Annotated in this window: 20 protein-coding genes; 10 read left to right on the top strand and 10 right to left on the bottom strand. The window is 62.2% G+C overall.

What is annotated here, in order from left to right; translation table 11 throughout:
* Position 1: 1 nt before the first annotated feature.
* From HY921_07120 to carB, 5 genes are read left to right on the top strand one after another with little or no spacing between them, the layout of a single operon-like run.
* A complete protein-coding gene (locus HY921_07120; protein ID MBI5630637.1) occupies positions 2–559 on the top strand; it encodes a GNAT family N-acetyltransferase in 558 nt (185 codons plus the stop codon).
* Positions 560–601: 42 nt separating this feature from the next.
* The gene (locus tag HY921_07115) at positions 602–763 is read left to right on the top strand and encodes a hypothetical protein (protein ID MBI5630636.1); all 162 of its coding nucleotides are present in this window, start codon (positions 602–604) and stop codon (positions 761–763) included.
* Positions 760–1014, top strand: coding sequence for a hypothetical protein (locus tag HY921_07110; protein ID MBI5630635.1), 255 nt, complete (start codon positions 760–762; stop codon positions 1012–1014). Before HY921_07115 ends, HY921_07110 begins: the two co-directional genes overlap by 4 nt.
* On the top strand, positions 1011–2135 hold the full coding sequence (carA, locus tag HY921_07105) for a glutamine-hydrolyzing carbamoyl-phosphate synthase small subunit (protein MBI5630634.1): 1125 nt from the start codon (positions 1011–1013) through the stop codon (positions 2133–2135). Before HY921_07110 ends, carA begins: the two co-directional genes overlap by 4 nt.
* Positions 2128–5355, top strand: coding sequence for a carbamoyl-phosphate synthase large subunit (carB, locus tag HY921_07100; GenBank protein MBI5630633.1), 3228 nt, complete (start codon positions 2128–2130; stop codon positions 5353–5355). Before carA ends, carB begins: the two co-directional genes overlap by 8 nt.
* A gap of 934 nt (positions 5356–6289) precedes the next feature.
* Here the strand turns inward: carB and HY921_07095 are convergent.
* Positions 6290–7273, bottom strand: a complete 984-nt coding sequence (locus tag HY921_07095; GenBank protein MBI5630632.1) for a trypsin-like peptidase domain-containing protein — start codon at positions 7271–7273, stop codon at positions 6290–6292.
* Positions 7274–7462: 189 nt separating this feature from the next.
* Here HY921_07095 and HY921_07090 point away from each other — a divergent pair, with 189 nt between their 5' ends.
* The 4 genes from HY921_07090 (at position 7463) to HY921_07075 (ending at position 12543) form a co-directional block, all read left to right on the top strand.
* Positions 7463–9004, top strand: a complete 1542-nt coding sequence (locus HY921_07090) for an amino acid permease (protein MBI5630631.1) — start codon at positions 7463–7465, stop codon at positions 9002–9004.
* Positions 9005–9007: 3 nt separating this feature from the next.
* Positions 9008–10558: a sodium/solute symporter gene (locus HY921_07085; GenBank protein MBI5630630.1), complete on the top strand. Its 1551-nt coding sequence runs from the start codon at positions 9008–9010 to the stop codon at positions 10556–10558.
* Positions 10559–10648: 90 nt separating this feature from the next.
* Positions 10649–11695, top strand: coding sequence for a hypothetical protein (locus tag HY921_07080; protein ID MBI5630629.1), 1047 nt, complete (start codon positions 10649–10651; stop codon positions 11693–11695).
* Positions 11692–12543, top strand: a complete 852-nt coding sequence (locus HY921_07075; GenBank protein MBI5630628.1) for a hypothetical protein — start codon at positions 11692–11694, stop codon at positions 12541–12543. Before HY921_07080 ends, HY921_07075 begins: the two co-directional genes overlap by 4 nt.
* Here HY921_07075 and HY921_07070 read toward each other — a convergent pair.
* The 7 genes from HY921_07070 to HY921_07040 form a co-directional block, all read right to left on the bottom strand.
* Positions 12526–14487, bottom strand: a complete 1962-nt coding sequence (locus HY921_07070) for a tetratricopeptide repeat protein (GenBank protein MBI5630627.1) — start codon at positions 14485–14487, stop codon at positions 12526–12528. The two genes, HY921_07075 and HY921_07070, sit on opposite strands and share 18 nt — an antisense overlap.
* Positions 14487–15344: a metal ABC transporter permease gene (locus HY921_07065; GenBank protein ID MBI5630626.1), complete on the bottom strand. Its 858-nt coding sequence runs from the start codon at positions 15342–15344 to the stop codon at positions 14487–14489. The genes HY921_07070 and HY921_07065 overlap by 1 nt, the downstream gene beginning before the upstream one ends.
* The gene (locus HY921_07060; protein ID MBI5630625.1) at positions 15341–16045 is read right to left on the bottom strand and encodes an ATP-binding cassette domain-containing protein; all 705 of its coding nucleotides are present in this window, start codon (positions 16043–16045) and stop codon (positions 15341–15343) included. The genes HY921_07065 and HY921_07060 overlap by 4 nt, the downstream gene beginning before the upstream one ends.
* The gene (locus tag HY921_07055; protein ID MBI5630624.1) at positions 16042–16971 is read right to left on the bottom strand and encodes a zinc ABC transporter substrate-binding protein; all 930 of its coding nucleotides are present in this window, start codon (positions 16969–16971) and stop codon (positions 16042–16044) included. Before HY921_07055 ends, HY921_07060 begins: the two co-directional genes overlap by 4 nt.
* An 8-nt stretch (positions 16972–16979) precedes the next feature.
* Positions 16980–18170 carry a hypothetical protein gene (locus HY921_07050; GenBank protein ID MBI5630623.1) on the bottom strand — a complete coding sequence of 397 codons (1191 nt, stop codon included), beginning with the start codon at positions 18168–18170 and terminating at the stop codon, positions 16980–16982.
* Between the two features lie 63 nt (positions 18171–18233).
* Positions 18234–18494: a hypothetical protein gene (locus HY921_07045; protein ID MBI5630622.1), complete on the bottom strand. Its 261-nt coding sequence runs from the start codon at positions 18492–18494 to the stop codon at positions 18234–18236.
* Positions 18495–18578: 84 nt separating this feature from the next.
* Complete coding sequence (locus HY921_07040; protein ID MBI5630621.1) at positions 18579–19883, bottom strand: hypothetical protein; 1305 nt, start codon at positions 19881–19883, stop codon at positions 18579–18581.
* A gap of 100 nt (positions 19884–19983) precedes the next feature.
* On the opposite strand from HY921_07040, the gene HY921_07035 reads away from it, so the two are divergent.
* Complete coding sequence (locus tag HY921_07035; protein ID MBI5630620.1) at positions 19984–20670, top strand: iron-containing redox enzyme family protein; 687 nt, start codon at positions 19984–19986, stop codon at positions 20668–20670.
* Here HY921_07035 and HY921_07030 read toward each other — a convergent pair.
* Both HY921_07030 and HY921_07025 read right to left on the bottom strand, forming a co-directional pair.
* Positions 20661–20921 (bottom strand): type II toxin-antitoxin system RelE/ParE family toxin, encoded by a 261-nt coding sequence (locus HY921_07030; GenBank protein MBI5630619.1) that lies wholly within the window; start codon positions 20919–20921, stop codon positions 20661–20663. The genes HY921_07035 and HY921_07030 overlap by 10 nt on opposite strands.
* The gene (locus tag HY921_07025; protein MBI5630618.1) at positions 20914–21186 is read right to left on the bottom strand and encodes a type II toxin-antitoxin system Phd/YefM family antitoxin; all 273 of its coding nucleotides are present in this window, start codon (positions 21184–21186) and stop codon (positions 20914–20916) included. The genes HY921_07030 and HY921_07025 overlap by 8 nt, the downstream gene beginning before the upstream one ends.
* Positions 21187–21227: the final 41 nt, after the last annotated feature.

Raw genomic sequence — 21227 nt, 5'->3', positions numbered from 1 at the left:
TATGAGCGCCGATAGGGGAACCTCGCAGTCAAGGATCAGGCCGGCAGGGCCTAAGGACGCGAGAATCCTCGCGGACCTGGGGCGGGCGACTTTTTACGACACTTACTACGATCATTTCGATAGAGACTTCTCGCTCCAAGCCCTGGAGATTTATCTTAATACGACCTTCAGCCAGGAGAAGCTGCTCCAAGCACTCAAAGATAAAGCCGTGGCCTATTCCATCGCGGAAACGCAAGACTCGGCCGTGGGCTTTTTCAAGCTGGTATTCGATGCTCGACCTCAAGAGGCGGTCGTGGCCCTGCCCACCGCTTGCCTGGCTCAGATTTACGTGGACCGAAGCCATCAAGGCAAAGGCCTCGGCAGTCGAATACTGGCCCAGGCGCATCTCCAAGCAAGCGCCAGGAAATGCCGCTCCATTTGGCTGGGAACTTGGGACGGTAACGGGAGGGCCATTCGCTTTTACGAGGCGAATGGCTACAAGGCCCTGGGGAGGGAGAACTTCCCGATCACGGGCAGCCGTTTCTCCGATATCGACTTGATAATGAGCAAAGAACTATGAGAATAGGCTCCAGTTATCCACAAAACTTCGCGGGAAATTTTTGTGGATAACTTCCGGGGAGCGGGCGCGGCCATAGACAGTCAAAACGAATACTGCCATGCCCTCATCCAGCATGAGTCCATCCATCACGGGCAGTGGAGCCGCTACCCCGCCTTGGCCGGGTTTTCGGCGCCAAAGCTGTGGCGGGAGGTCTGGCACTTATGAAGCACGCCGGCTCCAAGTCCCTGCGCTCGCTGGGCTCGCTCCTGACCCAAGTGCGGAGAATCGCGGCCTTTAAGGAAAAGAAGAGCGGGATCTTTTACTGCGGGCCCAGGGCTTTCCTCCATTTTCATGAGGACCTCTCCGGCCTCTACGCGGATTTTCGGCCTCAAGAGGCCTGGCTCCGCGTCCGGGTTTCGACCGCCGAGGAACAAGCGGGTTTTTTAAAAACTTTGTCGGCCTCGAGGGCGAAATGAAAACAACCGCGTTGTTAGTTCTGGAAGACGGCACCATTCTCACCGGACAAGCCTGCGGGGCGGAGGGAGAGGCCTCGGGAGAGATGGTGTTCAACACCTCCATGACGGGCTACCAGGAGGTCCTGACCGACCCGTCCTATCAGGGACAGATCGTGGCCATGACCTATCCCCAGATCGGCAACTACGGGATCACGGCCGAGGACAACGAATCGCGCAAGGCGTTCTTGAGCGGCTTGGTGGTGCGCGAGCTGTGCAGGCATCCCTCCAACTGGCAGTCGGTGGAGTCCGCCCAATTCTTCCTCAAAAAACACGGGATCGCGGCGATCGAGGGCGTGGACACCCGGGCTCTCACCTTGCGCCTGCGCGAGAAAGGGGCGCTCCGAGCCGTCCTTTCCACCACGGATCTCGACCCAAAAAGGCTGTTGGCCAAGGCTAGAAATGTCCAATCCATGCTGGGATTGGACCTGGTGAAAGACGTATCCTGCCCAGAGAAATATCTCTGGGTGGAAGGCTACGTCCCTCCCGGCAACGGAACCAAGCCCCTCCATGTCGTCGTCTTCGATTTCGGCGTGAAGTACGGCATCCTGAGGTGTTTGGCGCAAATCGGCTGCCAGGTCACCGTGGTCCCGGCCCGGACCACGGCCGAGGAGGCCCTCGCGCTCAAGCCCGACGGCATACTGCTGTCGAACGGCCCCGGCGACCCCGAGCCCGTGACTTACGCGATCGAGACCATTCAACGGCTCCTCGAAAAGCAAATGCCGATTTTCGGTATCTGCCTGGGGCATCAACTCTTGGGTCTGGCTCTCGGCGGAAAAACCTTCAAGCTTAAATTCGGGCACCACGGCGCCAACCATCCCGTGCTCGATGTGGACACGGAAAAAGTCGAGATCACGACCCAGAACCACGGCTTCTGCGTGGACTTGGATTGCCTGCCCAAGGAAGTGCGCACCACCCACATCAACTTGAACGACCGAACCTCGGAGGGCATGGCCCATTCCCAGCTTCCCGCCTTCTCGGTGCAATACCACCCCGAGGCCTCGGCCGGCCCGCACGACAGCCGCTACCTCTTCGCCAGGTTCAAGGACCTGATGATCTCCCGCAGAACGGTGAAAAATGCCTAAGAGAACGGACATAGAGAAAATTCTCATCATCGGCTCTGGCTCGATCGTGATCGGGCAGGGCTGCGAGTTCGACTACTCGGGCACGCAAGGGATCGTGGCCCTGCGCCAGGAAGGCTACAAGATCGTCCTGGTGAACTCCAACCCGGCCACCATCATGACCGACCCCGATCTGGCCGACCGGACCTACATCGAGCCTCTGACCCCGGAGTACCTCGAGCAAATCCTGGAGAAAGAAAGACCCCAGGCCATCCTGCCGACCTTGGGCGGGCAGACGGCCTTGAATCTCACCGTGGCCGCGGCAGAGCGCGGGATTTTGAAGAAATACGGCGTCGAACTCCTGGGAGCGCGCCTCGACACCATCCGCAAGGCGGAGGACCGCCAGCTTTTCAAGCAAACCATCCAATCTATCGGCCTGGATCTTCCCAAAAGCCTCGTCGTGACGGACCTCTCCGAGGCCAAGCAGGCCAGCCGCGAGCTGGGGTTTCCCATGATCGTGCGCGCCTCCTTCACTTTGGGCGGCACCGGGGGCGGCATCGCCTACCACTTGGACGAGCTCCGCGCCAAGGTGCACACGGCACTCGAAGCCAGCCCGGTGAAGAAGGTCCTCCTAGAGGAGTCAGTCCTCGGCTGGAAGGAATACGAGCTCGAGGTGATGCGCGACCGCAAGGACAACTTCGTGGTGGTCTGCTCCATTGAAAACCTCGACCCCATGGGCATCCACACCGGAGACTCCATCACGGTGGCCCCGGCCCAAACCCTCACCGACCGCCAATACCAGGAGATGCGGGACGAGGCCCGGAAGATCGTCTCCGCGATCGGCGTCGAGACCGGGGGCTGCAACATCCAGTTCGCGGTCCATCCCAAGACCGGCAGGCGGGTCGTCATCGAGATCAATCCTCGAGTCTCCCGCAGTTCGGCTCTAGCCTCGAAGGCCACGGGATTTCCCATCGCCAAGATCGCGGCCAAGCTCGCGGTGGGCTATACCTTGGACGAGATCCCCAACGACATCACCAAGGCCACCCCGGCCTCCTTCGAGCCTTCCATAGATTACGTGGTGGTCAAGGCTCCCCGCTTCGCCTTCGAGAAGTTCGGGGAGTTCGCCTTGGACACGGCCATGAAGTCGGTGGGAGAGGCCATGGCCATCGGGAGAACCTTCAAAGAGTCTCTCCAGAAGGCCCTGAGAGGCCTCGAGAGCGGCAAGGCCGGGCTCGTGTTCGACGGGGAAATCGACCGGGAAACCTTGATTAAGAAGCTCGCCATCCCGGCCTCGGGCCGCATACACTACATAAAGGCGGCCCTGCAGGAGGGACTCTCCCCGGAGGAGATCGCCGAGATTTCCGGCATAGACCCCTGGTTCATCCATGAGATGAAGGAAATCGTGGAGTTTGAAAAAAACTTAAAAGAACAAAAACTCTCTCCAGAACTGCTACTGGAGGCAAAACGCCTGGGATTCTCGGACGTCCAGATCGCCAAAGCCTCTAACAAGAAGGCTTCGGCGATACAAGCACAGCGCCGGCGCTGGAAAATATCCCCCTCCTACAAGCTCGTGGACACCTGCGCGGGCGAGTTCGCCTCCAAGACCCCTTATTTTTACTCCACTTACGAGAGCAGCGGGGATTTCCGCCCCTCCAAAAGCAAAAAAAAGGTGGTTATACTCGGCTCCGGGCCCAACCGCATCGGACAGGGCATCGAGTTCGACTACTGCTGCGTCCAGGCCTCTATGGCCCTGCGCAAGATGGGATACGAATCCATCATGGTCAACTGCAATCCCGAGACCGTGTCCACGGACTACGACACCTCGGACCGCCTTTACTTCGAGCCCCTCACCTTGGAGGACGTCCTCGAGATCCTGGCCATCGAGAAGCCCCTGGGCGTGATCGTGCAGTTCGGGGGGCAAACCCCCTTGAACCTCACCTTGCCCTTGGCCAAGACCAAGGTGGCGATCCTCGGCACCCAGCCGGGCTCTATAGACATCGCCGAGGACCGGAGACTGTTCAGCAAGGCGCTCAAGAAGCTCAAAATCCTCTCCCCGGAAAACGGCATCGCCAGGAACGCGGGCCAGGCCTTAAGCCTGGCCCGCAGACTGGGCTACCCCATCATGATCCGCCCGAGCTACGTCCTGGGCGGGCGGGCCATGGAAATCCTCTACGACGACGAGGCGTTATCGAGCTACATGGAGCGGGCCATAAAGGCCTCGGACCACCCCTCGCTTCTCATCGATCGCTTCCTCTCGGACGCCACCGAGATCGATGTGGACGCCCTCTGCGACGGGGAGGAGGTCTTCATCGCCGGGATCATGGAGCACATCGAGGAGGCCGGGATCCACTCCGGGGATTCGGCCTGCACCTTGCCTCCCCATTCCCTAACCCCGTCGGCGCTGGCAACCGTCAAGGCCAACACGCGAAAACTCGCCCTGCACCTCAAGGTGAAGGGCCTCATCAATATCCAGTATGCCGTCAAGGACGGTGCTGTCTACATCCTGGAGGCCAATCCCCGGGCCTCGCGCACCGTGCCCTTCGTGAGCAAGGCCACCGGGCTTCCCATCGCGAGGCTGGCCACCAGCGTGATGATGGGAAAGAAGCTGAAAAAACTTCTGCCCGCCAAAATTTTCAAGGAATCGCCGCCGCCTATCCCTTACACCGCGACCAAGGAGGCGGTGCTGCCCTTCATCAAATTCCCCGGGATAGACCCCAAGCTCGGTCCCGAGATGAAGTCCACCGGAGAGGTCATGGGCATAGACTCGGATTTCCCGCGCTCCTTCGCCAAGAGCCAGGAGGCCAGCGGCCTGTCTTTGCCCGTCTCCGGCTCGGTCTTCATCAGCGTGCGCGACGAGGACAAGCCGGAGATGCTCCCCATCGCGCGCTCCCTGTGGCAGATGGGATTCACCTTGGTGGCGACCCGCAAAACCTACGACTTTCTCTCGCGCCACGGCCTTAGCGTGACGCGCATCGCAAAGATCGGGGAAGGCAAGCCCGACGTGGTGGACCTCATAAAGCAGAGGACGGTGAGCCTGGTGATCAACACCCCTTCCGGGAAGCGCTCACGGGCCGACGGCTACGCCATCCGGCGCACCGCCCTCGAGCTCAACGTGCCCTGCATCACCAATATCCACAGCGGGCACGCGGCGGTCCACGCCATCGCGGTGCTCAAAGAGTCCACCTTGGGCGTCAAGCCGATCCAGGACTACTACCGGGATTTGTCCTACCCGACCGCCGCCTGACTTGCGCAAGGATAAGGCCAGGGGTGCTGCTCTCCTCTTAATGTAAGGAGCCACCCGCGCTATCTTAGTGACCTGGGCGTCCTTGGTTCCACGCTCGGAATAGACCGCCGCCTTGGCGCATAGAAAGTCTTCCTGGGAGACAATGACGAAGTCCTGAGCGGGGCCTCGGACGAGGATTCCCTCCACCTCATAGGTATTCAAGTTGAACACCGGGCTTCCGGAGTTGCCCATGAAAATGTCCACGTAGGCCCCAAAGAACTCGTCATCTTCCTTATTCTTCCTGACCTTGCCCCAGGAGGATATCTTGGCCGGCAGGCCCATGGGGTGCCCGATCACGGCCAAGGGAGTCCCGGGCGCCGCCAGCCCTCCGGCGCTGATGCGCAGCGGAGCATGATTCTTGACCGGCCGGTCGAGGCGGATCAAGGCGTAGTCGGCCCCGTCGTCGTCCAGGTTGTGGCGCTCGAGATCCCTGCAGCCGTATACCTCGCCCAGGGGGACCGCGGCCGGGTTCTGGCCGGGCCGGTCCAAATGGAAGCCGAACACGTATTTATTCTTCTTGCAGGCCTTGACGCCTTCCACGCAATGCCCGGCCGTGACGATGAGATCCGGCTCAACCAGAAAGGCGGTGCAGTTGAGCTCGACTTTGGGCTCTCCCCGGAATTTCTCGCCCGGACAAAGCGGCCAACCTCGGCGCTCGTCGTCCTCGACAGACTCGAACGGCATGGTCTCTATCCTCGCCTCGCCGCGCCCGGCGATTTCCGCGACGGAGGAGCCGGGAACGATCACCAACGTGGAGCCGGCCAGATCACGAAGCTTGGGATCCTTGGCCTGGTATACCTCGACCCGGCTGTCCGCCCCGAACACGGCGCTCACGCGCTGTTGAGCAACGGCGGGGCACGACATGGCTAAGACGGCGGTCAACGCTCTCCACGGTCTAACTTGCATTTTTCATCTCCCAGGGGTCGCGCGGCGGTTGGTTCAAAAGCGATTTCCCGGGCGCGCGGGACTTCAAGCGGTCCTTGAGCGCCGCCTTGTCTATAACAGGAAGCAGCCTCGACATTTTAACGATCTTGACGGTTTTCAGGGAGCTCTCCGGGAGCTTGACCGCCTGGGCCGCGCCAGCCGGACCGGCCGCGAAATGCGGGCCGGGAACCGCGACCGCAAGTCCCTCGACCTCGTACGAGGCCAAATTGATCACGGGGCTGCCGGAATTGCCTGGAAAGGAATCCAGATGCGCCTCGAAACAACTTCCAGAAAAGCTATTCTCGGACACGACGCCGGAAGGCTCTATTTTCAGGGGCAGGCCCATGGGATGACCGATCATGGCCAAGGGAGTCCCTTCGGAGATTTCCCCCCTGCGGCTCAACATCAAGGACCTTCTTCCCACAACGGGCCGATCGAGCCTCGCCAAGGCGAAGTCCAGATCACCACGCCACTCCAGGAGAGTCTTGCAGGAGTACACATCCTGGAGCGGAATCCGGCTTGGAGCCGAACCGGATTTTTTGACGGCGAAGCCGAACACGAATTTCGTGAACCGGCACTGCCCCGGGCTGAGGAAGCAATGCCCCGCCGTGGCCACGAGGTCGGGGCCCACCAGGAAGGCCGTGCAGCGCCCCCCGGAGGGCTGGCCGTAGAATCTCTCACGCGGGGATAGGGGCAAGGGCGGAATTCTAAAATCCTCGAGCTGAACCCGTACGAACGGACTAGTCCGGAGGTGCGCCCAGCCCGAATGCAGGTCCATGCTCACCTGCCTGGCAGAGAACACGGCCGCGACCGAACGCGACATCTCCCGCAGGCGCGCATCTTGGCTTTGATGGGCCTCCACGCGGCCGTCCGCGCCGAACAGGGTGCTGACCCTCTCCTGGGCGCAAGCCGGGCCCGCCAGGACCAAAACGCAGAGCAAGGCTTTGCGCACCATGCTCGGACTTTATCAACTTGGGGCGGAGCCTCCGATGGCCTTTCGACCTAAGCCTCCGAAAGCAAATGGCCCAGACCCGCGAGGGCCGTAAGGCCCATGGCTGATCCGGATCCTGCGGGAGCGAAAAGTTGTTTCTGACACGTATAAAATGAGCTACAATTCGAGGCGTGACCGATCCGGGAGGAATTCATGTTTAAGAATTTATTCGCGAGAAAGCCCCTCGCCATGCTTTACGAGGAAATGAAGCAGGACAACCGCCTGCGCCGGGTCCTGGGTCCCGTTCAGCTCACGAGCTTGGGGGTCGGCTGCATCATCGGCACGGGCATTTTCGTCTTGACCGGGGTGGCGGCCCACGACAAGGCCGGGCCCGCTTTGGTTCTTTCCTTCATGGTGGCGGGGCTGGCCTGCGTGCTGGCGGCCCTCTGCTACGCGGAGTTCGCCTCCATGGTCCCCGTGGCGGGATCGGCCTACACCTACGCCTACGCGACCTTGGGCGAGATTTTCGCCTGGATCATCGGCTGGGACCTGGTCCTCGAGTACACCGTGGCCTCGGCCACCGTGGCCCACGGCTGGTCTCATTACTTCCAGGATTTCATTGGGATATTCGGCCTCAAGATCCCGCACATTCTCGCCAACGCCCCCTTCGACTTCAATCCCGCGAGCGGGCACTTGGTGGCCACGGGCACTTGGTTCGACTTTCCCGCCATCGTGATCGCGGGAATCATCACCGCGATCCTCGTCATCGGCATCCAGGAGAGCGCCACCATCAACACCGCGATGGTGATCACCAAGGTGATCATCGTCTTCTTCGTGATCGCGGTCGGCGCCTTCTACGTGGATCCCAAGAATTGGTTTCCCTTCGCCCCCTTCGGCTACACCGGGGTGAGCTTGTTCGGAAAAACCCTCATGGGCCAGACCGGGGCCGGAGGCGAGCCCCTGGGCATGCTCGCGGGCTCGGCCATGATTTTCTTCGCCTACATCGGATTTGACTCGGTGTCCACCCACGCCGAGGAGGCCAAGAACCCCCAAAGAGACGTGCCCATCGGCATCATCGTCTCCCTGGTGCTCTGCACCGTGCTCTACATCGCCGTGGCCGCGGTTCTGACCGGCATGGTGCCTTACAACAAGATCAACATAGACGCTCCGGTCTCCGACGCCTTCCGCCAGGTCGGCCTGCCTTGGGCCCAGTTCTTGATCTCCCTGGGGGCCATCGCGGGCATCACCTCGGTGCTTCTCGTCCTGATGCTGAGCCAGCCTAGGGTCTTCCTCGCCATGGCCCGGGATGGCCTCGTGCCCGAGAGCATTTTCGGCGCCGTGCACCCGCGCTTCAAGACCCCCTGGAAATCCACCATCTTGACGGGAATCGTGGTGGCCCTCCTGGGAGCCTTCGTGCCGCTCAGAATACTCGCGGAGCTGGTCAACATCGGGACTTTGCTGGCTTTTGTCATCGTCTGCGCGGCCGTGCTCATCATGCGCAAAAGCCAGCCAGACGCCCCCCGGCCCTTCCGCTGCCCCATGGTTCCCCTCCTGCCCGTGATGGGGATACTGCTTTGCCTTCTCCTCATGTTCTCCTTGCCGGCGGAGAACTGGATCCGCCTCGTGGTCTGGCTCCTGCTCGGCTTCGGGATATACTTCGCCTACGGCCGGCACCACAGCGTGCTGGCCAAGGAGCGCTCCTGCGGCTCCTCGGAGAATACGGGGCAAGCCCCCGTGTGCGAGACCCAAGCCTAGCCAGTGAGCCTAGGCCTTCTTGACGGGTCCATCCTGCTGGCCTACGTCCTGGCCTTGGGGTCGATCGGCTGGTGGGCGGCCCGGCGCGGCAAGAAGACGACCGAGGACTATTTCCTCGCCAGCCGCTCCATCCCCTGGCTCGTCACCACCGCGAGCTTCCTGGCCACCACCATCTCGGCCCTCACCTTCGTGGGCACCCCGGCCGAGGGTTTCGCGGCGGACTTCCGCTACCTTTTCAGCAACGTGGGAGACATCGCCGCGGCCTTTTTAGTGGCCGGGGTCTTCCTGCCCGTCTATCAGAAGCTTCGGGTCACCTCCATCTACGAGGCCGTGGCCCAGCGCTTCGGACCCTCCACCCGAACCGCATGCTCGGGTTACTTCCTGCTTTCCCGCACCTTGGCCTCGACCGTGCGCGTGGTCGCCATCGCCAAGGTGCTCGAAGTCGTAAGCGGGGGAGCGCTCTCCTATCCCGCCTGCGTCCTCGTCACCGTGGGCACCATCCTCGCCTACACGACGGTGGGCGGCGGCAGGGCCATCGCCTGGACCGATCTCCTCCAGTTCACCCTTCTCATCACCGGGGCGGCCGCGGCCTTGGTCTACATCACCGGCCACGTCCCCGGAGGCGTGCTCGGCATCATCGAGGCGGGCAAACACGCGGTCCGGCCCGACGGGAGCGTCTACAACAAGTTCAATTTCCTCGAGCTCGTAAAGCCAGAGAACCTAAGCCTGTTCTTTCTCATCTCCATCTGGGGATTCTTCAACTCGGCCGCGGCCTACGGCACGGACCAGGACATGGTCCAAAGGCTCCTGGCCTGCAACGACCCGCGCAAGGCGCGCTGGAGCCTGATGATCTCGGGCCTGGTGGGCATCCCCATTGCATCGCTTTTCCTTTTCATCGGGGTCGCGCTCTACGCCTACGCCAAAGTCCATCCGGAGTTCACGGCGGGGATGACCGACACCGACCATGTGTTCCCGCGCTTTATCCTCACCACCATGCCCCATGGCCTGCGCGGCCTGCTTCTGGCCGCCGTCGCCTCCGCGGCCATGGGCTCCTCGGACTCGGCTTTGGCCTCTTTGGCCACGGCCTTCACCGTGGACTTTTACAGGCCGTTTTGGGGAGAGAACGCCTCCGAGGAAGAGGCCGTCAGGGCCTCGAAACTCTCCTTCTTCGCCTTCGGGCTTCTCTTCATCCTATTCGCTTTGGTCCTGCGCCGCCTGGACAGCCTGCTTTGGCTGGCCTTTCGCATCGTCTCCTTCACCTACGGCCCCCTTCTCGGGGTTTTCTCCCTGGCCATCCTCACGGACTGGAAAGTGGAATCCAGAAAAATCATCGCCTTGATGCTCTCGACCACGGCCTGTTTCCTGGTTTTGGCCCTGGCGGCCTGGTGGCAGAGCTCTCACGGGGGCGGCCCCTTCTGGATCGCCCTCCACAAGACCTATTGGAGGCTCTACGTGATCCTGGGTGCCCTCATCATCCCTTGCGGGGCTTATTTTATGAGGGAGAAAGGCCCCGGTGAGGAGTTATTCACACAACTTCGCCGCGAAGTTGTGTGAATAACTCCTCTTCCGGGCTAGGCCGAAAGGCCTAGCCTCTCTAGGCCCAAAGGCCCTCGCCGGGGTCCTGCGGAAATCCCATAATGAGGCGTGGCGATTCTTGCGCTCATTTTCGCGCTTCTGGCTCCGTTTTCTCCAGCCCTCCGGGCCAAAGGCCTCGACATTCCTGCCGACGACCCGCGCTTCGCCGTCCTGCGCTACGACTCGGTTTTGCGGCTGCTTGAGGACCCGAGTTTGCGGCTCAAGATGAGCCAAGCCAAGGAAGTCCTCTCCCGTTCCGATATCGGACGCGAAAAACTCGCCGTCCTGGCCCGCCTGCAGGAGCGCGGGGGCTCGCTGTTCACCGGCGATGAAAGCGGAGGCGGCGCCATGGCCGCGGCTCTATTGGGCCAGCACATCAGCGTCCAGCCTGATTTCATGAGAGAGTCAAGCCCGGAGGACATCGCCGCCATGCTGGTCCATGAGCTGACTCATATCGAGCAGGCTAAGCGGGGGCTTCCAGCCACTCTCGACAGCGAGGAGGAGGCCTTCGCGAGCTCGGCCATGTTCTGGATCGAAGCGGGGTGCCCCGCGACCCGCAACAAGAGCGTCGCGACGGTGGCAAGTCAGTGGTCCGCCGGCCAATACCTGCTGGACAAGGCCGTCGAACTTTCCTACACGCTTCCTTCCCCGGGAAACGCCAAGGCCGTTTATTCCGCGACGCTCGAGTACCGGCGCTCGCACGCGGATCCTGTGCCTCCCGTCTCGGCACGCCAGCGCGACCTCTACCGCGCGGACGCCCTGTCGCGGGCGGCCCTCGCGATCAAAAGGGCCGAGCTCGCCGAAATCCTGCGCCTGCCCGACGCTCCCCAGCTGTTGAGCGGGCAAATCCGGGACCTGCGGCGAGACATACAGGACCTCGAGTCCGCCCAGCTCCCCGGAGCCGCTTCCATCCGCGGCCAAGCGGCGGCAAGCCTGGGCCAAGACCACTTCCTTCGCCATTACGAGCTCTCACAACGCTACGACGCGCTTGTCCGCCTCTTGGTCGTGTCCAATACTTGGCGCGAGCGGGCCGAGAAGTTCAGGCTCGCCCATCTTGAAGAAGTCCGCCGCTGCGCGGCGCGTTTCGCCGTCCCGGCCGGAGGCTCGGGACCGTGAGAATCAAGGCTCCCTATTCGCTGGCCGCCCTTCTTCTCGCCGTCCCCGCCTTAGGGCAAGAGCAGGCTCTCGTGGCCGAGATCGCGCGCACCCGAGATCTGGCCGGGAACAGGCTGGTCTCCGACTCCATGGTCGCCGAGCAGGCCTTCGGGCTCTCGCACGAGGACATTCCCCGCGCGCGGATCGCGGTGGAGGCAAGCCTCCACCCCTGGGACCTCTCCCCCTATCACGGCAAACCCGCCACGGTCAAGGATTTGATGGACTCGGGCCGAAATGCCTTGAGCCAAGGCCCTTTCGCGGCGCCGGCCGAACTCAAAGCCGTGATGGCCTACGCCGAGGCCCTGTTCGCCCAAGGGCGCATCAGAATTGACCAAGACGACGAGCTTGAAAGGGAGGAAATGGGCGTCTACAAGTACGACCCTTCCCGCCGAGCTCTCGGCGGGATACTTCTCAACCGGGCTCTGCCGTTCATCGCCGCCCGCGCCGAACCCAAATACGTTTTCTCCACCATCATTCATGAGGCGGCCCATGCCCTGGCCCACATGGAGGGGCTTTTCGACCCCAAGGATACTATGGCCAATGAGGCCTTCGCCTTCTCGGCGCAGTGCCTCTGGCTGAATTTCATCGATCCGGGCGGGCGGTCCCTGGGAACCAGGCACTTGAGCCTCGCCATCGATTCCAAGGAGAACCCGAGCGAGCTCAACTCGCGCAGCAAAGGCTACGCCGGGACCTTGGATGGGCTATGGGGGACGCGCGGCGACGAGAAAAAGATCAAGGACTTGCTGCGCGATCTGGGGTATCAGGAAGGGCACAACAAACGCCGCCCCGGCCTACCCCCTTCCGCGTAAAATCTCCCGCCTCTCTTTGAGAGCCTTGCGGTAGAGCTCCTCCAAGTACCGTCCCTGCGGGCCGTCCTTCGGATCGCCGTTCAGACGCAGCTCCGCCAATCCATCCCCCAGGCGGGAGATAAAGACATCCATGAGGGCCCGGGCCTTATCCGAGCCCCGGCGCCTCATGTAGAGCCTGGCCAGGCTCGCCGTGGAAGGCCAGGAGGAGGACTCGAGCCCCAAGGACTCCTCGAAGAGGGCCATGGCCCGCTCGGGCTGACCCTTTTTTACGGCCAGCTCCCCCAAGAGCGCCAGGGCCTTGGGCTTGAGGGCGGCCTCCCGGGCGGCAAGATACAGGTTCTCCTCGGCCTCCTTGAACAGCCCCGACTCCAGGAGGACGCCGCCAAGGTTCAAGCGGATCCCGGGATTTAAAGAGTCGAGGCGCGCGGCTTCCCGCAAGGCCCGGAGGGCCTCGGGGAGATCCCCTTGACGCTGGTGGAATATCCCCAAATTGTTCAAGGCCTCGGGATTGGGCTTGCGGGCGTTCCCCGCCCGGGTCACGGCGATGGCCTCCGCCACTTCGCCGCTCTCAGCGTAGGCCAGACCCAAATCCAGGTAGAACAAGGGCCGCGCCGAAGGCTCCAGGCGCAAAGCCGCCTCGAACTCCCGGGCCGCCTCGGCGTATCTCATGCGCTTGAGATAAAGATACGCCATCTGGGCATGCGGACGGGGATTGTCCGGGGCGCAAGCCAGGGCATGGGACCACAAGTCCCAGGGATCGGTGAAGCGCTTCAAATGCGCCGCGCTCAAAGCGCTGTAAAGGCCCGCAAGAAGAAGCCACCCGAGCGCCGCGAGGCTTCGGGCGGCTCGGGAGAAAAGGAGAAAAAGCCTCACCGTCATGAGAAGAAAACCCGCGCTTGCGAGGTAGAGATAGCGGTCGGCAACCAGGCTGTAGTTGAGAAACGGAACCAGGTTGAGAAAGGGTGTCAGCGCCGCCAAGGCCCAAAGGGCCCCGCAGCAGGCCAAGCGGTCGAAGCGGCGGAGCCGAATGATTCCATAAGCCAGCCCGACCGTGGCCGCGGCGAGCAGCCATCCCTCCCATGAAAAAGGCGAGCGCACCGCAGCCAGGGAGTGCTCCAAGCAGAGGCTCGAAGGCCAGAACAGCTGTCCCAAGGACCAGAGGCCTATCTTGAGGCTCGTAAGCCCGTGGGCCAGGGCCCCTCCCGGGGTCAAGGGCGCTAGAACCCTCGGCACTAGAAGAAACCGAGCTGAAGCATAGGCCAGGCTGATAATCACAAGTCCTGCAAGAAATGCGCATTCTTCTAAAAATTTTCTACGCGAAAAATGGAGAGAGCTGAGCAGCCCCGCCAAAAATGGCAGAGCAGCGGCGCTTTCTTTAAACAAAAGCGCCGCCGAAAGCGCCGCTCCCGCGATCAGGCAGCGCGCCGCGTTGGAGAGGCCGTCCTCCACCTGGACGTTGAGCATGACCAGCCCGAAAAAACCCACCGCCAAATGCTTCTTGAAGGAAGAGACGGCCATTATTTCCGCGTGAGCCGGGAAAAGGGAGAAGAGGGTCGCTACGGCCCAGGCGGACCAGAAAGCTTGCCGAGCGGGGCTTCCCGCAATCTCAAAAAGGCGCCGAGAGAGGCGATACAGCAGGAAGGCGTTGGCCCCGTGAAGGAGCAGGCTGCTCAAGCGGTACAAAAAGACATGCTCTCCTGCGAAACGGCGCAAAAACCAGTGCAGAAGCACGTTCAAAGGCTCGTACTCCCCCCCTCTGGTGAGGGGAGTCGCGAGGATGGCATTGATTCCCGGCCAAGGGCCTATGATCAAAGGGTGCTTCAGCATGATGCCTTGATCGTCGTAGAGAAATGGTATCCAGAAAGAAAGACTATACGCTCCAAGGAAGAGAATAGCCCACAGCCCCATGCCCGCCTGGAACATGCCCTTCTCCCTGGACGGCATCAGGCCTTGCGCGCGAGAGCGCTCAAGCCCCTGGACAATATCATCATGGCGCAAGCGGCGCAGACGATCACCGGACCGAGAGGGAGATCATAAACATAGGACAGGTAGAAGCCGAGGAAGGCGCTGGCCCCCCCGCAGAGAGAGGCCAGGAGCGAGAAGGAGCCCATGCCCCTGGCCCAGGGCAGGGCCGCCATGGGGGGGACGGCTAAAAAGCCGAAGACCACCAGGGGCCCCACGGTCATGACTCCCAAAGAAATGGTGAGGCCCACCAGCAGATAGAGGAGGTTCTCCCAGGCCGCGACGCGGCGCCCCAAGGTGACCGCCATGTCCCTGTCGTAGGAAACGAGAAGAAACTCTTTTTGAAAAAGGAATAAGCAGGCGGCGATGACGGCCGAGGCGTTGAGCATGGCATGAAAATCGCGCTCCGAAAGAGAAATGATTTCCCCCTTGAGAAGGCCCATGATCTCGGTCTCTCCCGCCGCGTTCCAGGCCACGAAAAGAACGGAGCTCGCTCCGGCCAAGGCGTACAACGCGCCCAAATGCCCCTCCGAGACTCCATGCCCGCGCCTCTCGAGCGCCGCCAAGATCAGGATCGCGGCTCCGGTAAAAACGAAGGAGGCGATGATGGCCAAATGCCGCTCGTCGGCCTCGCCTCCGGCGAGCCAATGAACGCCCAGGCCTTGAAGCAGGAAGGCAAAGGCAATGCCCGCGGCCGAGACCTGGGGCAGGGCCACGCCCCAAAAAACCAGCCGGCGCAAAAGAAAGTAAACTCCCACCAAAGGACAGACAAAACCCATCACCAGGCTGCCGTAAAGCGCGTGGTGGAGGAGAAAGCCGGGTTTCAATATCTCAATCATAATTCCGATTGGAAAACCTGGCCGATCCTGCCTCCGGAAAGCATCTCTCGGGCCGGCCCCATGACGGCTTTGCCGTCCTCGCACCATACGATGTGCGTGAACAGTTCCTTCTCCGCCTGGACGCGATGGCTCACCATTAGGACCGTAAGCCCCCGCTTCTCCTTGAGAGCCTTGAGAAGTGCTATGAGGGCCGCCTGGGTGGAGATGTCAATCCCGGACAAGGGCTCGTCCAAAGCCAATATCTCCGGCCCCGCGGCCAGGGCTCGGGCGATGAGCACCCTCTGCCTTTGGCCGCCGGAAAGGTCGCTGTAGCGCCGAGCGGAGAACTCCAAGGCCCCGCATTCCGCCAGACACGTCTCGACCGCGGGCCGGCGCGACGCGGCCCTGAGTCCCGAGAAAAGCTCGAGCCCCCGGCACGTTCCCAAGGCCGCCACGTCGTAGGCGGTCAATGGATACAGGGGATCGAGCTTCTCCTTTTGGGGAACGTAGCCGAAGCGGGCCGGGCCGCGGTGAAGGACGCGGCCCTTGAGACACGGGAGAAGCCCCAGGACGGTTTTGAGCATGGTGGTCTTTCCGGAGCCGTTGTAGCCCAGCACGCCCACGAACGAGCCAGACTCCACCGCGAAATCCACGCCCTTGAGCACCGGGTGCTGGCCGTAGCCCAAGCAAGCATGCTGGAGGCCAAAAAGAGCCCCCCTCAAGGCCGCCCCTCGGTCGCCTTGAGCAAGGCGTTCAAGTTATGCTCCGAGAATTTAGCGAAAGTCTCCGTGCCGGGTAGGGCGTTGGCCATAGTGCCGATGACGGCCACTCGCGCTCCCGTCATTTCCGCAAGGCGGTCGCAGGTTTTGGGGGCGTACTGCTGTTCTCTCACGATCAGCTTGATGTCCTCCTCTTTCATGCGCTTGACCAAGGCCTCGATGTGCTGGCCCGTGGGCGCTATTCCCGGCTTGAGCTCAACGGTGTCCACGAAGTCAATGCCGGTGAATCGGCCCAGGTAGGCCGTGTCCTTATGGTAGGAGACGGCCTTGAGGCCCTTGAGGGGCGCTGCCCGCCGCCGCCATTCCTCGATCTTTGGCTCGAGCTCGGCCAGGTAGGATTTTAGATTATTCTGGAACTCCGCGGCGCGCTCCGGCGCGATGCGCGACAAGCCCTTGGCGATGACTCGGGCCATGCGGGGCCCTTGGGACGGCTCGAGGTTGTAATGGGGATTTCCCTGGGGATGGATCTCTCCCTCGGCCCGGCTCACGGTCTGCGGCTTCTCGAGAACGCTCACGCCCTCCGAGCAGTCAATGCAGCCCTCTCCGGCGCAGGTCCTGACCCAGTCCGAGGCCATGCGCGGGTTGGCGGCCACGGCCAGCAGGCCGGGGAGGAAGGAATGCTCTATCGTGAGACCCATATAGACCACGGCGTCGGCCCGGTTGAGCTTGGTCGCAAAGCTCGGGCGCATCACTACCTGATGGATGTCCTCGGCGCCACGGGCGATGCCCGAGACCTCGACCAAATCGCCCCCGACACTTTTCGTCATGTCCACGAGCTCGGGCGTGGTGGCGACCACCAATATCTTCCGGGCCTGCGCCTGAAACCCGGGGCACGCCAGCAAAACGACGGCCAAAACAAGTGTTTTCATGTTGTCTCCTAGCGGTCGCGAAAGCCGTGCACGTGGTGCCCCAGCACCCCCGTCCACTGAAGGGCCACGATGTGGTTCGAGGAGCGGCCGGGGATGTTGTTGGCGGCGTGGGAATAGGAGAGCCTCAGCCTTTGGAATTCGGTCAAGTCCCAGGTCAAGAATCCCGTGAAGGTTCTGGTCAAGGCCTTGCCGTTGTCGAGGCTCTCGGCCAGGTCCAGCATGACGCCGGGGCGCCAACGCCGGCCCATCTTGGCTTGAATATACGAGAAACCCCCGAAGGCACGGACGCGGTCCGTGGGCAGCCTCGTGCTCGGGTCAAAGCGTCGCTCGTTGTTCATCACGACCTCGGTGCCCCAAACCAGCCCCCGATAAAGCCCGCCCTGGGCCGGCTGGTAGCGGTAGGTCAGATCCGCCCCGCTGAGAGCCCGCCAGGTGTTGGCGGTGGTGACGGCCGCGACCCCCGAGCCCGTGACCGACACGTCCTCCTCGACGCTACGCTTGGGGGTCCAGGCCGAATGAAGGCCCAGCTCGACGCTGTGGTCATCGCCCAGGTCGGCGTAAGCGCTCGCCCGCCCCAGGTAGGTAAAGCGGTCGAGACCGCGCCCCGTCGCGTTATCCGCGCGGTCGTTCTGGGCGCCCAGCTTATTATACGCTCCCAAAACGACGTTCGCGTAAAAGCGCGTCGGCAGGAGAAATGACAGCTCGACCCCGTCGGCCTCGGTTTCCCCTCCGATAAACGTGTCCAAGGAATTCGGGCGCTCGATCACCGGCAGCTCATGATCGTGGAAATGACCCAAGCGGCCGAAGGAGGCGAAAAGGCGGCCCCCCGTGACCTGAAGATTATGAGGAAGAGCGGTGGTTTGCAGGGCCACCTCCTCCAAATCCACTCCTGAGTTGCTTGCGTTGATAATGGTCCACCCCTTGAGAAAGGGATCTATGGAAGACTCGATGTTAAGCTCGGCCGTCCGCAAGAGGAAACTCGCCCGAGCGTCCCGGTCCACCATCGCCCCATCGAGGGCAAGCCCCATGGCGGGGTTGAAGGCGGAAAGCGAAGTCTTGGCCGGAGCCCCCTCCAGTTGGCTCACACGCTCCTCCAAAGTTTTGAGCCGGTCCTCGGCCTTTTGAGGAACGGGTGCCGCGTCCTGCGCCCGCGCGGTGACTGGCAGCAGCAGCGCCGCCAAGAGAAAAACTGTTTTCATGAAGGAATCCTCCCTGTCTGGATAATCAGGCGAGCCTGGCTCGCGAGCTTAACGATTCTGGAGTTAGGCCGAGGGAGGAGAGCGGGCGGAAGTCTCGGTTTCGCGGATGGGCGCGACTTTGACGGCGGAAATCCCGAAGGCCTCGGATCGGGACGCCGCCGGGGCGACTTTGGGCGCCGGGGTCGGCAGATGCCGGACGGCTTGCGAGCTCAAGAGACAGGTATGGCAGGAAAGGGCCTCGACGGCGCCGTGCCAGTGCCAAGACTGCACGGCGGCCAAGAACAGGAAACAGCCGGCCGTCAGGCCAAGAATCAGGCGCCTCATGGCTCGCATCCTACAAAAAGCCAGGATCAGTTTCAACATCGCAGTTGTCCCCAAAACTTCGCGGGGAATTTTTGTGGATAAGTTTCAATGCCTGGAGCGTCCCAAGCCCGTCAAATAAGATGGGGAAGACTCGCCGCTATTGCCGGCCGCGTCCATGGCCTGGACCTTGACGGCACAGAGGGCACCGTGCGGCGCCTTGAAACGGGCCTGCGGCCCTGTCGAGCCTCCCGGAACCTCGCGCCACGCGGACCAGGACCCTCCCTCGACGCAGGAATAGAAGAAGCGATAGCCGGCCTTGTTGACACCGCTCTCCTCGTCCTCGGCGGCGGTCGAGAGCTCGACCGTCCCGCTTGCCGCCATGCCGACGGCCAGCCTCACTACAGGCGGCGTCCTGTCCACCTCCCGGTAGAAGCGGAGGAACAGGGCCGCCACGCGCTTGTAGAGAAGGGGCACCAGGATGTCGCCCTCCTCGTCGAGCTCGCTCTCGGTGAACCCTCCCGCGCGGCGCCGGCCCTTGTCCGCCGTCCCGTCTATGCCGCTCGTCAATCCCCCGGCGAATCCCGCGTCGAAGCCGACCGTGACCAAGCCCGTCTTGTAGAACAGCTCGTAGAGGCTGTCGAAGGCCTCGATGGGATCGGCCGGGACCTTGTCCCAGCGCGGGTAGCGGGTCTTTATGTGAAACTCGTAGGAGTCCATGCCCGGCACGACATGGGGCCAAAGAAGGGCATGCGCCGGAACCGTCAAATCCTCGAGGAGATGCGCCGCGTGGCCCAGGTACCAGTAGGCCTTGGCCTTGTCGCCTTTGCGGTAGAGCGCGACCGCCCCCAGGCCCCGCTCTCCCTTGAATTCATCCTCTCCCAGGTTCTCGCTCCAGCTTTCATCATAACCCCCATCCAGGCCGTAGCCCCCGGTGAAATACTTCTGGGCCCGGTCCACCGAGCTGTCGCTGCCCACGATGCCCTCGTAAGGCCCCTTGCGGCAGTCCCAGAAGTGGCGCAGGACCGGTATCAGCTCGCCGAAGGGATTTAAAAAGGGCACGTCCTCCTCGTAAGCCCCCGCCACCACGGTGCCGTGTCCAACGTCCGAGGGCTTGCCGTCCTTGATCCCGCCGATGTAGCGGCCGAGCTCTCCGCCGTCGTACTGGGAGGCGTACATCTCGTAGGCCTTGAGGGTCATGTGCATGTGGGCGATCATGTCATGCTCGTCATGGATCGGCCCGCCATCGCTGCCGAGGACGGGTGCCGGCCGGACTTCCGGGGCGGGGATGGCGCCTCCAATAGGAGCTTTCGACCAGCCGTCCTGGAAGTGCCTCTCGGGAAGAAAGGTCTGCCCCAAACCGGAGGAGGGCGCCGCTAAAATCGCTGCGAATAGAATCGTTCGAGCTCTCATATGCGCGATATCCTAGCAGTTCGGGTCCTACATCTCCACTGGGTCCATGGACCCATCCCCGCGCGAGCCCAGCTATTCTATAATTTCATAGGAGACAACGATGATACAAGAAAGTCATATAAGCGTCACGCAAGGCCTGGCCGAGCTCGAGCGCCGCATCGCGTTTTTTGAGAGCGAGCTCAAGGACCATCCCTTGATCGGGCTCGTCAAGAGCGGAAAGATTCCTCCCGCCGTGCGGAAAGATTTCGCCCTTTACCTATTCTCCGACAGTTGGATGTGGCCCTCCATGCTCATCGCCATGCGCGACCGCTCTCGCCACCCCAAGCTCCGCCGCGCCGTCGAGGACAACATCCGCGACGAGGCAGGCGAGCGCGGAGACTCCCACGTCGGGCTGTGCCTGCGCTTCCTGGAAAGCCTCGGCGTGGCACCCTCCCTCGAGGAGGGGCCGAGCCTCGACAGGACCGTCCGGATCTCCAGCACCCTGAGCGAGGCTCAAATCGCCGGCTGGCTTTTGACCGCGGAAAGGCTGACCTTGCCCTTGTTCGCCTTGGCCCGGGAATGCTTCTCGTCGGCCCCGGGAGCCGAGCTAGAGTACCTGGACGTGCACCTGAGGGTCGACGAGGACCACATCTCCTGGCTCAAGGAAGCCGCCGAGGGGATTCTCGAGGAAGGAGGCTCGCTTAAGGCCGTGCTCCAGGGCTCTGGTCTGGCCGCCCGCGCCACCTTGGACGCCATGGATCAGCTCTTCGAGAAGGCGGCCTCAACCGAAGGCCTCCGTCATTTGTAAATTTCCCGGCGGTGCCCTAGATCGACGACGACCACCAACAGCCTGCCGCGATGGACCTCATAGAGGATGCGGTAGTTCCCCATTCTATAGGACATCAAACCCCGCAACTCGCCATGCAGGGGCTTGCCTTGAGCGGGATCGCGGGAGATGTCTTCAAAAGCGCTCAGAAAACGCTGATACAACTTTCGATCCGCCCTAAAAACCCTGCCCAGGTCTTTCCCAGCCTGCCGGCTGAGCTCGACCCTATACACTTTCCAACCGGCGGCGCATGGACTCCAGCGAAACCGTCTTGCCCCCGCGCGCCTCCCGCCAAGACTTGCGGATTCTCTTCGCGGCGGTCTTATCCGAAAGTATTTCTATGGTTTCCAAAAGCCCTTCATAATCCTCGGGACTGATGAGCATCATCACGGGCTGGCCCCGCCTTGTCACGACGTAGCGATCCAGCCTTGATTCGACAGCGTCGGCGACATGGGGGAGTCCTGGACGAAGCGCCTTCAATGTAATTGTTCTGGTCATGACTAAAGTATACACTATAATGTATACTTTTGCCAGGGGGC

It is taken from the genome of Elusimicrobiota bacterium, from assembly GCA_016218575.1.
In the GTDB taxonomy this organism is placed as follows: Bacteria; Elusimicrobiota; Elusimicrobia; order UBA1565; family UBA9628; genus JACRDN01.
This window is presented reverse-complemented; position numbering and strand designations above follow the sequence as displayed.

Excerpts from the sequence above, each read along its gene's own strand:
- HY921_07120 (MBI5630637.1), top strand. The coding sequence starts at position 2 with ATGAGCGCCGATAGGGGAACCTCGCAGTCAAGGATCAGGCCGGCAGGG.
- HY921_07110 (MBI5630635.1), top strand. The coding sequence starts at position 760 with ATGAAGCACGCCGGCTCCAAGTCCCTGCGCTCGCTGGGCTCGCTCCTG.
- carA (MBI5630634.1), top strand. The coding sequence starts at position 1,011 with ATGAAAACAACCGCGTTGTTAGTTCTGGAAGACGGCACCATTCTCACC.
- carB (MBI5630633.1), top strand. The coding sequence starts at position 2,128 with ATGCCTAAGAGAACGGACATAGAGAAAATTCTCATCATCGGCTCTGGC.
- HY921_07095 (MBI5630632.1), bottom strand. The coding sequence starts at position 7,273 with ATGGTGCGCAAAGCCTTGCTCTGCGTTTTGGTCCTGGCGGGCCCGGCT.
- HY921_07090 (MBI5630631.1), top strand. The coding sequence starts at position 7,463 with ATGTTTAAGAATTTATTCGCGAGAAAGCCCCTCGCCATGCTTTACGAG.
- HY921_07070 (MBI5630627.1), bottom strand. The coding sequence starts at position 14,487 with ATGCCGTCCAGGGAGAAGGGCATGTTCCAGGCGGGCATGGGGCTGTGG.
- HY921_07065 (MBI5630626.1), bottom strand. The coding sequence starts at position 15,344 with ATGATTGAGATATTGAAACCCGGCTTTCTCCTCCACCACGCGCTTTAC.
- HY921_07055 (MBI5630624.1), bottom strand. The coding sequence starts at position 16,971 with ATGAAAACACTTGTTTTGGCCGTCGTTTTGCTGGCGTGCCCCGGGTTT.
- HY921_07050 (MBI5630623.1), bottom strand. The coding sequence starts at position 18,170 with ATGAAAACAGTTTTTCTCTTGGCGGCGCTGCTGCTGCCAGTCACCGCG.
- HY921_07045 (MBI5630622.1), bottom strand. The coding sequence starts at position 18,494 with ATGAGGCGCCTGATTCTTGGCCTGACGGCCGGCTGTTTCCTGTTCTTG.
- HY921_07040 (MBI5630621.1), bottom strand. The coding sequence starts at position 19,883 with ATGAGAGCTCGAACGATTCTATTCGCAGCGATTTTAGCGGCGCCCTCC.
- HY921_07035 (MBI5630620.1), top strand. The coding sequence starts at position 19,984 with ATGATACAAGAAAGTCATATAAGCGTCACGCAAGGCCTGGCCGAGCTC.
- HY921_07025 (MBI5630618.1), bottom strand. The coding sequence starts at position 21,186 with ATGACCAGAACAATTACATTGAAGGCGCTTCGTCCAGGACTCCCCCAT.